The following is a 14,451-nucleotide window of genomic DNA, read 5'->3' on the forward strand; positions in this document are numbered from 1 at the left end:
CTTCTGCCAACAAACTTCATAATCTAGAGTGAAGTTCTGATCACGCTTTCAAGCATTGATCTGGTTATTTGTTACTTAAGTGCCTTGCTTCACACAATACTGACCTGCCCTTGCCGTAAAATTTAATCGCCTCTGTGGCAGAACAGATTGGATATTTACTCACCTAAATGATTTTGAGTTAATCAATCTTGCCACTAGCGATATCATCAATAACTTGATCAAATCGACTTTTACTATCTCTGGCTTTTAGTTCAGCAGATTCTTGATTCATAACACTGAAAAGATTACCTAGGAACACCTGACGCCTAGCTTCACGCTGTTCAAGTGTGGCTTGATCTGGTGTGTATTTCTCAACATCATCAGCACTAATCTGGTTCTTTTCTATGGCTAGCTTTTCCAAGGTATCAAGACGATCCCTTGTAGCTGAAAGTTCTTGTGCAAGAACCATCACCATATGCATTAAATAGTCAGATTCTGGAGCTGCGTAAAAATTTGGGCGTTTGCCTTTAATAATTTTATTTTGATTCATGTTTTCACCTTTTAGACTTTATAATTGGGTCGTGTGTAGAGTTAACGTTAGACAGCTTTTTGTGCTATCAACACTTCCCAACCACCACCAGGTGCATACTCTCCAGCCGTAAACTCTCGATCCGCCAGCTCCTGCGCTTTTTCTTCAGAATAGGACTCACTTTGCGCCATTAATTCCATAATAGCCATTGGTGCTGTATCAAACTTAATGTCTTCTCGCTTAAATCCAGCTTCAACTGCTGTAGCAATTTGATCGGTATTTCGCATAGCCGTCCAAAACGGCTCGTTGTTGTACCAAGTTTCGTTATCTAAGATAAGTTGAGTGTAAACGTCCATATCATCAAATGGCGGTAAATCAGCGTGGATCATAATTCCACCAGGCTTAAGCAAACGCATACATTCTTTGAATATCTTAGGCATGGCATTTTTGGAAGTTTCATGCAGTAAAATGTGAGAGACAATCAAGTCAAAACTCTCATCTGGATAATCGGTTTTTTCAGCATTAGCTAGCTTAAAATGAACCGGCAATCCTAACCCTTCAGCACGGTAATGGCCGTAGGTGACACAGGCTTCAGATACATCAATAGCGTGTACTTCAGCCTCTGGAAATAATTCAGCAAAAGGTAATGTTGAGTGACCAATTGTGCAGCCCATATCCAAAATACTTGTGGGGTTAAAGTCTGGATAATTACGCTTTATATAGTTACAAACCGACCTTCCCATGTCGTCATTGTTTGGGCCCATATAACCTAGGGCGTAAATATAAACGCCTCTGTCATACAGTGCGCCACTATATAACTTGCTGACATCTTTAGGTCCACAATATCCCCCAGGCATACAATGAATATCCAATTCAGAAATATATTTAGGAACAACGAAACCTTCATCAATTTTTAACGAACCGCCCGCTTTGGGTAAGTTTTTCGCTTTCTCTTCTAAGTCATCCATTCTCTGTTCAATGCCATCAATTACTGAAAACCACTGTAATTCTTGACTGGAGCGATTGATGCTTAAATAGGTTTTAAAAATGGGGTCATCGGCGAAAGCTTGTCTTGCTTCTTTGAAATCTTGAGGATCACGCTTATGGGTTTTGTTAAATTTTGCGGTAGCGCGAGTTTGATAGGTATTTTGTACCAAAGGTAATATGTCTTGCTGGATATACCCCTTTAAACTTTTCACAAACTCTTGACGAGCACGATCGTCGGCATCACCAACAACCAGCATTGGATGTTCATTCTGTTGAAATGTATTCAGTAAATTCGATGACATAATTTTTCTTCCACATGTCTAATGTTTAAATATATTGGTATCAAAGCAAATGCCGTGATTGAAATTTATTGTAAATTGACCCAACTTTAAGATGACGCACACTTGTTCCAATCGAGTTAGACAAATAAAAGTCTGTTAAGCATCAAATGACCAAACTGATAAAATCAAGTAATAAACTAAAGTGATGCAAAGTACGCTGCTAGATCCGTTATTTCTTTGTCATTTAACGGCTTTGCTAACAAGTTCATCATCGGATCTTTACGTTCACCACTACGAAAAAGTTTTAGTTGATTTTCCATATATGGACCGTGCTGACCTGCTAAATTCGGCCAAATAGGGCCATAACTGATACCAGCACTGCCATGACAACCAACACACCCATCTTTAATTGCGAGTTTTTTTCCAGCTTCGACATCACCAGCTAAGACGTCTAAAGCGGGGACTAACGCAATCAATAACACTAGGATGACTTTAAATTTTATCTGCATATCAAACTCCAACATTTACTCATTCGGTATTCATTATTTTCTAAAAATCGAAATTGGTTTATACCAAACGAGATAAAATCTCCTGCGTGACGCGCTCACTTGATTCAAGCGCACCTTCCATACCTGATGACCACTGAGCAGTATGCTCGCCTGCAAAGTGGAGGTTGCCAGCCGGTTTAGCCATAGATTCGCTATAACGACTAACCTGACCAGGATGCCAAACGGCAAAAGAACCTTTTGACATAGGCTGTTGCTGCCAAGAATTCACTTTAACGAACCGCACTGATCCTTTTGCCTCAGGTAATGCTCTGTAAAATTCTTTTTGGATTAATGCGCTGGCTTCGGAAATCGACATTTTGTCTAAGGCCTCAACGGATTGACCATTTATCCAAACCGTAAGGTTGGTGATACGCCCCACCTGACTAGGGTCGGTTGCCATAACACGCTCAATGACAGTGTCAGCCCATACATTTGGTAATATGCCTGAGCCTTCCCAGAACGGTTTTTCAACTTCGAAATAGGCTTGATACACCTGACTGTAAACAAGCTTATTAATTGCTTCATTTTGCAGGGCTGGTAGACCAGGAATAGATACGTCTCGCAATGTAGAAAACGGTAAAGAGCTAATCACATAACTTGCTTGATGTTGGGAGCCATCGGCACAAGTCACATGCATTTTATTGCCTTTTTGAACAATCGATGTAACCACTTTATTCTTTAAAACTGGAGCTTTAATTGCTTTCGCCATAGCTTCAGGTAAACGCTGATTGCCATTTGCAACCATTCTCACCCCACCGGGAGTTTGCATTGATTGATACAGTAATCTGTTAGTCCTATGTTGAAATAGTAATGAAGTATCTTCTAAGGTACGGCCGTAGTTGTTAGTGCGTCCGATAATATCAATGGCTTCAGGAGAAAAACCTTTTTCAGCTAATAGGTTAGCCACCGGAACATCCAATCCAAAATTAGCTTTTTTGAGCCAATCATCAGGAGAACTTAAAGGCGGTCTTCCCAATACAGTTAACAACGCTCTATCTGGCGGTAATGAACGGTACTTTTCGGGAAAAGGATTATATTTTGAGGTTGGCCAATCAGTTGGCAAGACTCTTTGACCTTTGACAAAGAAAGTTTGTCTTATAGGCTCGTTGCCTAACATAAAGTCGACTTGATTTAATGGAACGCCAAGACGCAGAGCTGTGTATAAAGTACGTCCATAATTAGAACCAATTGTTTGACCACCAGCCTCTGGTTTGTCCGGCACATCATCTAAGGTGAATAAGCGACCACCAATTCTATCCCGGCCTTCTAAAACAGTGACGGATAGTCCCGCTTGCTCTAACAAATGGGCAGAATTCAAACCTGATAAACCTGCTCCAATGATTAGAACATCGGTTTTTCCATTTCCCCATGAAAGCGGCGGAAACATCGCGGCTCCAGCCAATGTGGCAGTGGATTGGAGAAATCGTCTTCGGTTCAACTTCATATCAAATATCCTATATATGATTGGAGCGTGCTAATTGGTTTTTCAACATAGTTAGCTTGAGCCTATCCCAGGGTTTTGCGACTAGCATTGATATTTATCAATACAAAAAGAAAAAGATTAAATCGAATTAGACAGGAGTTTTTGATGATTTTAAAAGAGCGCAGGGCGTGTCCTTGCCCAAAATGACAGTCACATTTAATGAACTAGCATTCAGCCAATTCGCTTAACGCAGGTAAATTCAGAATTTGTAGGTGATTTAGTTTGGGGAAAGCGACCAAACCGTCGGATTTTAACTTAGCCAAACAACGACTCACCGTTTCTATGGTTAACCCCAAATAGTCAGCCATATCTTGACGGGACATATACAATTCAATGCGATCAACACGGGCACCGGGTAATCGTTCTAATAATTGCATGAACAAGAAACATAAGCGTTCTAGCGCTTTTTTCTGACCTAAAACATAAAGTTGTTCCATCACTCTAGAAAATATGGCCGATTTAATCTGTTCCATATTTTGCTTAAGGTGACCGCCTTCTTCACTAAGGCTATTTAGTTTTTTGCGACTGAATTTGTATAGTTCAACTTTGGTTAAGCAGCGAACCGCACAATCATAATTTATCGAATGGGTTAATCCAATGAAATCACCGGGAAATAAAAAACCAATGATTTGTCGTCTGCCATTACTGAAGATTCGCTCAATCGCTACAGTTCCGGAGATCACGTTATAAACAAAATCAGCAGGCGTATCTTGGCGAAATAAATACTCACCTTCATCGCACTTGGATTGTTCAGCATAGGAATCCAAACGGTCCAATTCATTAGGTGTCATGCCATGAAATAACAGGCAATCGTTAAGCACTGTATCGGTATAAGTAGGACGTATATGTTTAGGTATAAATATTGTTGACATATCATTATTCCTTTTTAACAAGATAATTACATGAATTTTGATTACTAGCAAGTACTTAGCTGCATTTTTGATCAGCAACTTTTAAAGCAAACAGCATACCAAAATCCTGATTTTTGATATTTATCAATGTTTTTCAAAGACTTATTTGGCAGTTTTAGTTCAGATAATGAGCAAATGATATATCATTAGTATTAAATTTAGTTTATTTGGTACATAATGATGCATAGCATTTACCTATTTTGGTAACTTATTCTGAGTACGTATTATTAACAAGCGGATTAAGCTCAGCAGGGATATGGGCAATTACACAGCAAAATTGGTCAATTCATCAGCGAACCAACACATTGTGTTTGTCCGATTTCTTGTCTTTGACATTTGTCATGGCTGATTTAACTAAAGCATGCAAAATAGTTAAGGGGGAGTTCTGTTCACCAGCGTTGTGAAAATATAAGTAGTAAGTGAAGCATTCCATCAGTTGCGTAAACAAAGTTGTAGTTTGGCAAAATCAGGTTAGTTTCCGTCTTTAGATGTGTTTGATTCTCGACTACCGACAAATTGGTCTTCTCACTCAGATCAGTGTTAGTTAGATAATTTTTTTAATCACTACCAATCATCAACAGCCCACAAAGCGATAGGGCGCAAGATATAGACAGTAAGTTAAACAGCGCAGCTTAAAACCATGGAGTTAACAGGCGGCGGATTAACATTACAGTAATAAAGGAGTCACCCATGACGAGTACCGTCGAGTTTATTACCGCAAATAAGATTATTTGTAACATTGGAGCTATTGAGCAAATCGCTGAGCATTGTCGCGCCCTTGGCATTAAACAGCCTCTTATCGTCACCGATCCTGGATTGGTAAAAGCGGGCCTAGTTACCCATATAACCGCGCCTTTAAACAAAGCCGGAATCACCGCCGTAATTTATAGTGATATTCAGGCAGATCCACCAGAATCATTGGTATTGTCTGCTGCAGAATTTGCAAAACAACTTCATGTAGACGGGGTAATAGGCTTTGGTGGAGGTAGCAGTTTAGACGTCGCTAAACTACTTGCTGTGTTGGTAAACTCGAAGCAGCCTTTGAAGGATATGTACGGGTTGGACAAAATTAGAGATAAACGTTTACCGCTAATTTTACTTCCTACTACTGCTGGGACAGGATCGGAAGTTACTCCCATCTCAATTATAACTACCGGAGAAACCACAAAATCCGGTGTCGTTTCGCCCTCTTTATTACCTGACATAGCGATTTTGGATGCCACCTTAACAGTAGGGCTTCCACCGGCAATTACAGCTGCTACTGGTATCGATGCCATGGTGCATGCAATAGAAGCTTTTACCGGAAAAATTAAGAAAAACCCTTATTCAGACATGTTAGCAAAAGAAGCGTTGCGCCTAATGTCGCAAAACTTGTTAGAAGCAGTGAATAATGGCAGTAACCTAGAAGCTCGTTCAAACATGCTGCTAGGCGCACTAATGGCAGGACAAGCTTTTGCCAACTCACCAGTGGCAGCGGTCCATGCCCTAGCCTACCCATTAGGCGGTAATTACCATATTCCCCATGGCCTGAGTAACTCATTGGTTTTACCCCACGTGTTACGTTTTAACGCACCTGTAGCGGCCGATTTGTATGCTGAACTGCTGCCTAGTGTCACCTCGGGGCAAAATCATCAAACCGGTCAAAAAGGCTGTGATGCATTCATTAATGTCATCGACAATTTAATTACTGACGTTAGCTTGCCCAAAAGTTTACAGGCATTAAATGTTCCCCGTGAAGACCTAGGAATGTTGGCCGACGAAGCGATGCAACAGCAAAGACTACTAGTTAATAATCCCCGCGAGGTGACTCGCGAAAATGCCCTCGACATATACGAATCGGCCTATTGAAAATGCAATAAACAGCAACGTTGTTTTAGTTCGAGATTTTATTAAATATTAATGGAGAAAAGTTAAAAAATGGCTAGTCCAATACTGAGAGAAAAATTAGACAAAGGTGAATTTATATTTGCCCCTGGAATTCAAGACATGATCACAGCGGTAGTTGCGAACAAGGTTGGATTTGAAGTAGTTTATGGCACTGGCTACTGGTTAACAGCTTCAGCTTATGGCATAGCCGACGCTGGAATAGTAAGTTACACTCAGATGGTTGACCGTATGCGTACTCTTGTTAAAACCAGTAATGCAGCGGTAATGGCCGATGCAGACACAGGTTTTGGCGGATTATTAAACGTACATCACACTGTCCGTGGTTACGAAGAAGCGGGCGTTTCTGCCATCCAAATCGAAGACCAAGAGTTTCCAAAAAAATGCGGTCACACGCCTAATCGCAAAGTGGTTCCTTGCGCTGACATGGTCGAAAAAATAAAGGTTGCTGTTGACGCTCGTACTGACAGAAACATGTTAATCATAGCTCGAACAGACGCCCGTCAAGCCGAAGGTCTAGACGCTGCTATCGCCAGAGCTCAAGCCTATTACGAGGCTGGTGCAGACGTCCTTTTTGTTGAAGCATTGGAAACCAAAGAAGAAATGCGTAGAGCTTGTAAAGAAGTTGGCGGTCCAATGTTTGCAAATATGTCAAATGGTGGCTTCACGCCTATTTTGACCGTTGAAGAAATGAAAGAGGTGGGATATGCCATTGCTATCGCCCCTTCATTAACCAGTTTAGCGGCAGCCAATGCAGTAGAAAAATCGCTGATTGCAATGAAAGAACAAGGTAGCGCTGAACCAGAAGGCGTGCCAATCAACGACTTCAGCGAATTCTGTTCTTTAATAGGATTCGAAGATGTATGGGCTTTTGAAAAGAAATGGGCAAAATAAACAAGGTAGAGAAAGAGTAATTACATGACTATTAGTGAAGATATTGATCAAAATTACGCAAATGTATACGGCAACAAAGTAGGCTATGGTAAAAAACCAGCGTTACTGCTGATTGACTTTGTAGAAGCCTATTATGATAAATCTTGCGAACTGTATGCCGATGTTGAAGATGCGTTAGCATCCGCGCAACGGGTTCTAGAAGCCGCTCGAAAAGCCGGCATTTTAGTTATCTATACAAACGTTGTTTATCATAAATCTGGGGTAAACGGCGGAGCCTTTTTTAAGAAAGCTAAACCTTTACGCTATTTAACAGAAGGTTCGCCTATGGGTGCTTGGGCAGGAACATTGAAACCTACCGAAGACGAGTTGGTTATATCCAAACAATACCCAAGTGCTTTTTTTGGTACATCCTTAAGTTCTACCTTAGCGGCTTATGGTGCAGACAGCGTGATATTAACCGGCTTAACAACCAGTGGTTGCGTACGTGCTAGTTGTGTTGATGCTTGTTCACATGGCTTTATACCGATAATAGTAGAAGAAGCTTGTGGTGATCGTCATGAAGATCCACATAAGGCTAACTTGTTTGACATGAACGCAAAATATGGCGATGTTGTTAGTGAGGCAGATATCATAACTTACCTGCAATCTTTGACCGCATAAAAGCGCTAGTGCAATAAAAAAGTCAATCAACTAAGGTTGATTGACTTTTTTAGTTAAAGCGACTTACCGGCTTCTTAACCCCATCTAATTTTGCAAATACAACCAACTATGTTGTTTGCGTACTTGCTGCTCAAATGCACTAATTTCTTTTTCATGTTGTAGAGTTACGCCAATACTGTCTAAACCATTTAGCAGCATTTCTTTGCTACCCGTCTCTATATCAAATTCAAATTTTAGACCATGGGGGCTTTCAACTTTTTGCTCCTGCAAATCTATTTTGAGCTTTAAATGTTGCGGATCTTGTTGAGTTTCATCAGATAACTGCATGACAGCTTCGTTACTAAGCACAACAGGAAGTATGCCGTTGCGCATACAATTCTGGTAAAAAATAGCGCCAAAGCTAGGAGCAATAATGGCCCGTATACCATATTCAGCCAAAGCCCAAACCGCATGTTCACGTGATGAACCACAGCCAAAATTGTTACCCGCTAGCAACACTGTGGTATTAGCGTATTCTGGTTTATTTAAGATGAAGTCGGGGTTGAGTTCGCGAGAATCGGGCATCACATAACGCCAAGAAGCAAATAGCCCCTCACCCAAGCCCTTTTTAGATACTCGACGCATTTCCCTACTCGGAATAATGGCATCAGTATCAATATTGATTCTTAATAATGGCGCGGCAATACCACAGTGAGTTGTAAATGCTTTCATCGATCACTCCTTGGAACCGCACGCGGATCGGTAATACAACCGTAAATAGCACTGGCGGCCACGGTTTCTGGACTGGCTAAATGGGTACGAGTCTCCGGACCTTGGCGAGATTCAAAATTACGATTACTCGTAGATAAAACCCGTTGTTGTTTACCAAAGTGCTCCCCTCCAGCATAGAAGCACATGGAACATCCGCTTTCTCTCCACTCAAAACCTGCATCTAAGAAAACCTGATGTAAACCTTCACGCTCGGCAGCCGCTTTTACTTGCTGCGAACCAGGAACACAAATGGCTTTCACATGAATAGCCACTTTTTTACCTGCTAAAATAGCCGCAGCTTTACGAAGATCTTCAATTCGCGAATTGGTACATGAACCGATAAATGCGCAATCTATCTTGAGGCCGAGCAACTTATCGCCTGACTTTAAGTCTTGATAAGCTAGAGCACGTGTTGCCGCTGTGCGTGCATCTTCAGAAGCTAAGGTATTTAATTCAGGAACGGTTTGGCTGATACCACAAGCATGTTGTGGGCTTGTACCCCAAGTGATGGTAGGTTCAATATCTGCAACGTCTATTTTAATTTCAGTATCGAACAAGGCATCCTCATCGGTGCGCAGATTATGCCAATATTCTACAGCAGTGTCCCATTGCTCGCCTTTAGGCGCATAAGGGCGACCTTGTAAATAGTCGATGGTTTTTTGATCCGGTGCTACTAAACCTGTAAATGCCGCAAACTCTACAGCCATATTACATAGAGTCATTCTCGCTTCTATCGACAGGGCTTCTACTGCAGGACCAGCAAATTCTATTGCATGACCAGCGCCACCGTGGGCACCAAATTTACTGATAAGGTGAAGAATCATATCTTTGGCTGTGACACTTGAATTCAGTTCGCCTTCAAACCAAACCCGCATCAATTTGGGTTTATTAATACGTAGAGTTTGAGTCGCCATTGCATGTTCAGCTTCAGAAGAACCAATCCCCCAAGCAGCCGCACCTAAAGCACCTTGAGTACAGGTGTGACTATCCGGGCAAACTAGGGTTAAACCTGGTTGTACGATACCCAGTTCTGGACTAATGACATGGGCGATACCTTGTCGTACATCACCTATGTCAAATAAGGTAATGCCCGCGGCTTTGGCTTCTTTACGTGTAGCTTGAATAAAGTCTTTCCCTGAAGGCATGACAGTTTCATCACCACGACCTGGAAATGTATCGACAATATGATCCATGGTGCAAAAAACTTGGTCTGGATGACGAACTTTTCGTCCAGTTTCGGCCAAACTTTGCAACGCAATAGAACCTGTTCTTTCGTGTAAAAAGACTCGGTCAATGTAAACTAAGTAAGTCCCATCAGGTAATTGTTTAACCTGATGAGCATCCCATATCTTCTGAAAAAGTGTTTTGGACATTATTATCTCTTGTCTCAAGGATAAGGAGGGTTCTAACGCCCCTACAAATTATTGCTGTGCTTGCCAGCTCTGGTAAATATCACTCGCGCTAGCACTCCAAACTCCATCTTTACTACTGATGTATTCAAGTACTTTCTCGAAGCAAGCAATACGGTGGGGTTGCCCCAACATCCATGGATGTATATTCAATGCTAATAGACGCCCACCTTGTGTTTCGGCTTCACTTAACAACAGGTCACATGCATCTTGAATTTGCTCAACATAGCTATCTTCACTGTGCAGATTGTTTTGCAAAATAAAAAAATCATCCAGTTCATTAGATAAAGGCATGTTGCTGAGTTGACCAGTTTCAGTTCTAAAGGCATAGGGCAACTCATCGTTAACCCAATCGCACATGTAGTCGATACCATTTTGCTGCAATAACTCAGGGGTATTTTCTGATTGCAAGCGACCAGGACTTAACCAGCCTTTCACCGGTTGCTCAAAGCGCTCACGTAATGTTTGCACACTTTTAGCAACCCAACTTGCTTCATCGTTTGGCGAAACTTCGCCATGATGCAACATGTCCATCTGCCAACCATGGGCAATGACTTCATTACCTCGCTCTTTAATGACATCCATCAAATAAGGTGCGCGTTCAACCATGGCGCCATTAATCGCGATAGTTGGTTTGATATTAAATTTATCTAATGCTTTGAAGATTCGAAATATACCGACGCGATTACCGTAATCACGCAAACTAAAGTGGCGTAAATCTGGATAAGGCATTTTCATACCACCAGGCACGGCAACTGGGTTTGCACCTTGGTTCAAAGGAAAAAACTGGACGTTGATATTTACCCAAAGCGCTAGTTTTTTGTTATTTGGCCAGACTATAGGTTTACGCTCTGTCAGCATCGACCAATCATATAAATCGTGGTCCATTCCGTAATGTCGTTTGGGATATTGAAGATAAGAATCATCTAGACTCATGATTATTTCCCTCCTTGCTTGGCAGCTATATCAGCGACACTATCGTCATAACAATGCTGCATGTAATAACTTGCTATTTCGCGCCCAGTAGCTACCCAAACATCACTGTGTCCGGTGATGTATTCCAAGGCTTCTTCGTAGGCTTTTAGACGATGTGGGCAACTCACTTGATAGTTGTGAGTTGGAATACACATGATGGTTCCACTCTCTTCGCCTTCTTGGTACAAACGGTCAAAATTTGCTTTGAGCATTTTTCCATATTGACGAGGTGTAACTTTATTAGATACGTAAGCAATGGTGTCATTCATCTCTAATGAATAGGGAATTGACACAAACTTTTTACCAGAACGAGTATGGATAGGAGTTGGTTGATCATCATGAAATAAGTCACAAGTGTAAAAGCCGGCATCATCGCCAAATAATTCCGTTCCCACTTCGGCAAACAAGTCAATAGTATGGTCACTGTGCGATAGTGCTGGGGCTAAGTAACCAGCACATTTCTGTCCGGTATGTTTATAGATGGTTTCAATTGAGTCGCGGATCATTTCTCGTTCCTGCTCCACGCTCATTCCATAAGTATAACGAGTGTTATAGATACCATGACTGAAAAACTCCCAGTCCCGTTCTTTACACAGGCTAATAATCTCAGGATGGTGATCACATAATGCGGTAGATAATGATATGGATCCGCGCACACCATATTTATCCAGAAGCTGCATTTGACGCATATGACCCACACGATTACCGTAATCACGAATACCATATCCGGCAATGGCAGGATAAGGTTGCGGCCAAGCCTTACGAGATGGATTTGCAGGTGGATCTAGCTCATAAAACTCAATATTGGGTGCTACCCAAAATGCGACTTTAGCGCCATTTGGCCAAGTGATTTTAGGACGTTTGTGATAAGGCCAATAATCATAGTAACCGGGATCTGTATGCATTAAAAAAACTCCTTCTACTATTTTTCTAACCAGTCATATACTTCTTGTACGGCTAATACATCAGCATATTTCAATGATAAATCGGTAAGGTTAGCGAAGTGATAGCTCTCATGTTTGTCAGCAACACACTCGATCGGCACTATAGTGCGATATCCGCGTGACAAACTATCTACCGCAGCGGCTCTGATGCAACCAGAAGTTGAACCACCGGTTAATATAACGGTATCCACTTGGTGCCATACGCATAGGCTTTGCAGTTGAGTTTCAAAAAACGGAGAAGGCATTTTTTTACAGTAAAAAACATCTTTTTTACGGTCGACTTGCAAACGGTCATCAAGCTCTGAGCGCTCACTATCAAATTTAATATTCTGTAAACTATCGGGAGTATCTGTGCGGGTTCCCCAGATACCAGCATCTTCACCAGAATCCATATATGCCACATTAGTCCAAACAACAGGCCAACCCAATGCACGGAATTTTTCCGCAAGTTTATTGACATATTCAAGCTGTCGCGGGTCTGTCTCGTAGGCAGTTTTAAAAAGATCGGTTCGAGTGTAGGCCTTTTGCAAATCTATATTGACCAAAATAGCCTTATTTCCAAAACCAAAACGCTTTCGGGCTGGATTAGCCTGAACCTCCGCAAAAATCTGACGGGCCGTTTTTTCAGATAATTCCATAGTCGCTCCTATTTGCCTAAACTTAACTATATGTTTGATTCTAACTCAGGGTGTGACTCGTTTTCGGTCGCAACCAAATGATATGTCAGCATATCTTTTATGCGTAAGTATTGATACTTTTATGTCCCCTTAAACACTCTTATGATTCACAAAAAATGAATCTTGAACATCTCCACTAAGCACTAACTTAAGAGTGTTTGCATAAAACCAAAAAGAGTAAAAAAAAGGGCTAAAACGCCCTTTAAAACAACCACATTTCGGAGTAGGTTGAAAACTTTTATTAATCAGTGGTAAGGGCTTTTACTACTTTTAAATCAATTAATTCTGCTATTTGTTTATCACTGTATCCGGCGTCTTTTAGCACCCGAATGGTATCTTCGCCTTCTTTTGGTAAATCATGATGTAGAACAGTACGTTTACCATCTAATTCAATCGGTAAAGAAGGCAGGTTAGCGATACCTTGGGGTGTTGTAACCGGTAGTAATCCACCACTATTAAGGTGCGGATCATTAAACAAATCAGAGGGAGTATTGATTGGCGCAAAGGGAATCCCCGCACGCTCTAGACGGTCCATCAGGGTTTGCTTATCTAAGCCACTAAACAATTCCTTGATTACCGGAATAATTCTATCTTTCTGCTTCACCCTATCATTGTTTTTATCTAGGCTGCTGTCTGCTGCAAATTCGTGTAGTTCAAATTCTTTACAAAAGTGTTTCCACAAAGTGTCACTGACAACCCCAACAAAAACACGTTCGTCATTTTTACAATTGAAAATTTCGTAGATTGACCAAGCACTTCTGCGCACAGACATAGGAGGGGGAGCTTCACCTAGCACCACTTCTTGGGCCATATGCTGACCAACAAAATATGCGGTAGTCTCAAATAATGAACTAGTAACGTGACGACCTTTACCGCTCGTATGGCGTTCATGCAAAGCAGAAAGAATGCCGATAACACCAAACATACCGCCAGTGATATCAATAACAGAAGAGCCAGCCCGCATAGGCTTGTCAGGAAGACCTGTCATATAAGCCAGTCCGCCCATCATTTGCGTCACTTCATCCAACGCAGTACGGTTTTCATATGGGCCGGTTAAAAAGCCTTTTAATGAACAATAAATAAGTCTTGGATTCAGTTGACTCATTGCTGCATAACCAAACCCAAGCTTTTCCATCGCACCCGGTCTGAAGTTTTCAATCAACACATCCGCTTCGCGAATTAAGTTTAACGCAACCTCTTTACCTTCTGCTGATTTGAGATCTATACACACACTGCGCTTATTGCGGTTATACATGGGAAAGTAACCAGCACCCGAACCTTTTAGGCGGCGCGTTTTATCACCTTCAATAGGCTCTATTTTTGTCACCACTGCACCTAAATCTGCTAGTACCACACCAGTAGCAGGCCCCATAACCATATGTGTAAACTCTACGACTTTGAGGTCTTCAAGTGGGTATGAATTTCCTGATGACATAAATAATAATCCTGTAATAAAGGGTAGGCCAAATGCCCTAATGAACATATGTTATAGCTTTATACCTTTTATATCAAGAAATTCTACTCATGAGCTAAAATAATG

General features: G+C 41.4%; 14 protein-coding genes. 3 read left to right on the plus strand and 11 right to left on the minus strand.

Translation table 11 applies throughout. The annotated features are described in order from the left end of the window. Positions 1-178: 178 nt before the first annotated feature. The 5 genes from ABWV72_RS11180 to ABWV72_RS11200 all read right to left on the minus strand — a co-directional run bounded on the left by ABWV72_RS11180 (position 179) and on the right by ABWV72_RS11200 (position 4,679). Entirely contained in the window at positions 179-529 is a 351-nt protein-coding gene (locus ABWV72_RS11180) for a hypothetical protein (RefSeq protein ID WP_216049321.1), read from the minus strand. A gap of 47 nt (positions 530-576) precedes the next feature. Continuing rightward, positions 577-1,797, minus strand: a complete 1,221-nt coding sequence (locus tag ABWV72_RS11185; protein WP_353370581.1) for a class I SAM-dependent methyltransferase — start codon at positions 1,795-1,797, stop codon at positions 577-579. 176 nt (positions 1,798-1,973) lie between these two features. Continuing rightward, positions 1,974-2,285: a c-type cytochrome gene (locus tag ABWV72_RS11190; RefSeq protein ID WP_353370583.1), complete on the minus strand. Its 312-nt coding sequence runs from the start codon at positions 2,283-2,285 to the stop codon at positions 1,974-1,976. A gap of 58 nt (positions 2,286-2,343) precedes the next feature. Beyond that, positions 2,344-3,768: a flavin monoamine oxidase family protein gene (locus tag ABWV72_RS11195; protein ID WP_353370585.1), complete on the minus strand. Its 1,425-nt coding sequence runs from the start codon at positions 3,766-3,768 to the stop codon at positions 2,344-2,346. A 203-nt stretch (positions 3,769-3,971) separates the two neighbouring features. Next, positions 3,972-4,679 carry a Crp/Fnr family transcriptional regulator gene (locus ABWV72_RS11200; RefSeq protein WP_353370587.1) on the minus strand — a complete coding sequence of 236 codons (708 nt, stop codon included), beginning with the start codon at positions 4,677-4,679 and terminating at the stop codon, positions 3,972-3,974. A gap of 729 nt (positions 4,680-5,408) precedes the next feature. Between ABWV72_RS11200 and ABWV72_RS11205 the strand changes: the two genes are divergently transcribed. The 3 genes from ABWV72_RS11205 to ABWV72_RS11215 all read left to right on the plus strand — a co-directional run bounded on the left by ABWV72_RS11205 (position 5,409) and on the right by ABWV72_RS11215 (position 8,156). Beyond that, positions 5,409-6,566 carry an iron-containing alcohol dehydrogenase gene (locus tag ABWV72_RS11205; protein WP_216049326.1) on the plus strand — a complete coding sequence of 386 codons (1,158 nt, stop codon included), beginning with the start codon at positions 5,409-5,411 and terminating at the stop codon, positions 6,564-6,566. Positions 6,567-6,635: 69 nt separating this feature from the next. Beyond that, the gene (locus ABWV72_RS11210; RefSeq protein ID WP_216049327.1) at positions 6,636-7,496 is read left to right on the plus strand and encodes an isocitrate lyase/PEP mutase family protein; all 861 of its coding nucleotides are present in this window, start codon (positions 6,636-6,638) and stop codon (positions 7,494-7,496) included. Positions 7,497-7,520: 24 nt separating this feature from the next. After that, positions 7,521-8,156: an isochorismatase family protein gene (locus ABWV72_RS11215; protein ID WP_216049328.1), complete on the plus strand. Its 636-nt coding sequence runs from the start codon at positions 7,521-7,523 to the stop codon at positions 8,154-8,156. 84 nt (positions 8,157-8,240) lie between these two features. On the opposite strand, the gene leuD is transcribed toward ABWV72_RS11215, so the two are convergent. From leuD to ABWV72_RS11245, 6 genes are all read right to left on the minus strand, one after another. Beyond that, positions 8,241-8,867, minus strand: coding sequence for a 3-isopropylmalate dehydratase small subunit (leuD, locus tag ABWV72_RS11220; RefSeq protein WP_353370590.1), 627 nt, complete (start codon positions 8,865-8,867; stop codon positions 8,241-8,243). Further along, on the minus strand, positions 8,864-10,279 hold the full coding sequence (leuC, locus tag ABWV72_RS11225; protein WP_353370592.1) for a 3-isopropylmalate dehydratase large subunit: 1,416 nt from the start codon (positions 10,277-10,279) through the stop codon (positions 8,864-8,866). The genes leuD and leuC overlap by 4 nt, the downstream gene beginning before the upstream one ends. 48 nt (positions 10,280-10,327) lie before the next feature. Continuing rightward, on the minus strand, positions 10,328-11,251 hold the full coding sequence (locus ABWV72_RS11230; protein WP_216049331.1) for a polysaccharide deacetylase family protein: 924 nt from the start codon (positions 11,249-11,251) through the stop codon (positions 10,328-10,330). Positions 11,252-11,253: 2 nt separating this feature from the next. Further along, positions 11,254-12,195 carry a polysaccharide deacetylase family protein gene (locus ABWV72_RS11235; protein WP_216049332.1) on the minus strand — a complete coding sequence of 314 codons (942 nt, stop codon included), beginning with the start codon at positions 12,193-12,195 and terminating at the stop codon, positions 11,254-11,256. Positions 12,196-12,212: 17 nt separating this feature from the next. After that, entirely contained in the window at positions 12,213-12,872 is a 660-nt protein-coding gene (locus tag ABWV72_RS11240; RefSeq protein WP_216049333.1) for an isochorismatase family protein, read from the minus strand. 280 nt (positions 12,873-13,152) lie between these two features. Next, positions 13,153-14,346 carry a CaiB/BaiF CoA transferase family protein gene (locus ABWV72_RS11245; RefSeq protein ID WP_216049334.1) on the minus strand — a complete coding sequence of 398 codons (1,194 nt, stop codon included), beginning with the start codon at positions 14,344-14,346 and terminating at the stop codon, positions 13,153-13,155. Positions 14,347-14,451: the final 105 nt, after the last annotated feature.

It is taken from the genome of Aliiglaciecola sp. NS0011-25 (genome assembly GCF_040370605.1).
GTDB lineage: Bacteria > Pseudomonadota > Gammaproteobacteria > Enterobacterales > Alteromonadaceae > Aliiglaciecola > Aliiglaciecola lipolytica_A.

Coding starts and splice junctions, on each gene's coding strand:
- ABWV72_RS11180 (WP_216049321.1), bottom strand. CDS start 529: ATGAATCAAAATAAAATTATTAAAGGCAAACGCCCAAATTTTTACGCA.
- ABWV72_RS11185 (WP_353370581.1), bottom strand. CDS start 1,797: ATGTCATCGAATTTACTGAATACATTTCAACAGAATGAACATCCAATG.
- ABWV72_RS11190 (WP_353370583.1), bottom strand. CDS start 2,285: ATGCAGATAAAATTTAAAGTCATCCTAGTGTTATTGATTGCGTTAGTC.
- ABWV72_RS11195 (WP_353370585.1), bottom strand. CDS start 3,768: ATGAAGTTGAACCGAAGACGATTTCTCCAATCCACTGCCACATTGGCT.
- ABWV72_RS11200 (WP_353370587.1), bottom strand. CDS start 4,679: ATGTCAACAATATTTATACCTAAACATATACGTCCTACTTATACCGAT.
- ABWV72_RS11205 (WP_216049326.1), top strand. CDS start 5,409: ATGACGAGTACCGTCGAGTTTATTACCGCAAATAAGATTATTTGTAAC.
- ABWV72_RS11210 (WP_216049327.1), top strand. CDS start 6,636: ATGGCTAGTCCAATACTGAGAGAAAAATTAGACAAAGGTGAATTTATA.
- ABWV72_RS11215 (WP_216049328.1), top strand. CDS start 7,521: ATGACTATTAGTGAAGATATTGATCAAAATTACGCAAATGTATACGGC.
- leuD (WP_353370590.1), bottom strand. CDS start 8,867: ATGAAAGCATTTACAACTCACTGTGGTATTGCCGCGCCATTATTAAGA.
- leuC (WP_353370592.1), bottom strand. CDS start 10,279: ATGTCCAAAACACTTTTTCAGAAGATATGGGATGCTCATCAGGTTAAA.
- ABWV72_RS11230 (WP_216049331.1), bottom strand. CDS start 11,251: ATGAGTCTAGATGATTCTTATCTTCAATATCCCAAACGACATTACGGA.
- ABWV72_RS11235 (WP_216049332.1), bottom strand. CDS start 12,195: ATGCATACAGATCCCGGTTACTATGATTATTGGCCTTATCACAAACGT.
- ABWV72_RS11240 (WP_216049333.1), bottom strand. CDS start 12,872: ATGGAATTATCTGAAAAAACGGCCCGTCAGATTTTTGCGGAGGTTCAG.
- ABWV72_RS11245 (WP_216049334.1), bottom strand. CDS start 14,346: ATGTCATCAGGAAATTCATACCCACTTGAAGACCTCAAAGTCGTAGAG.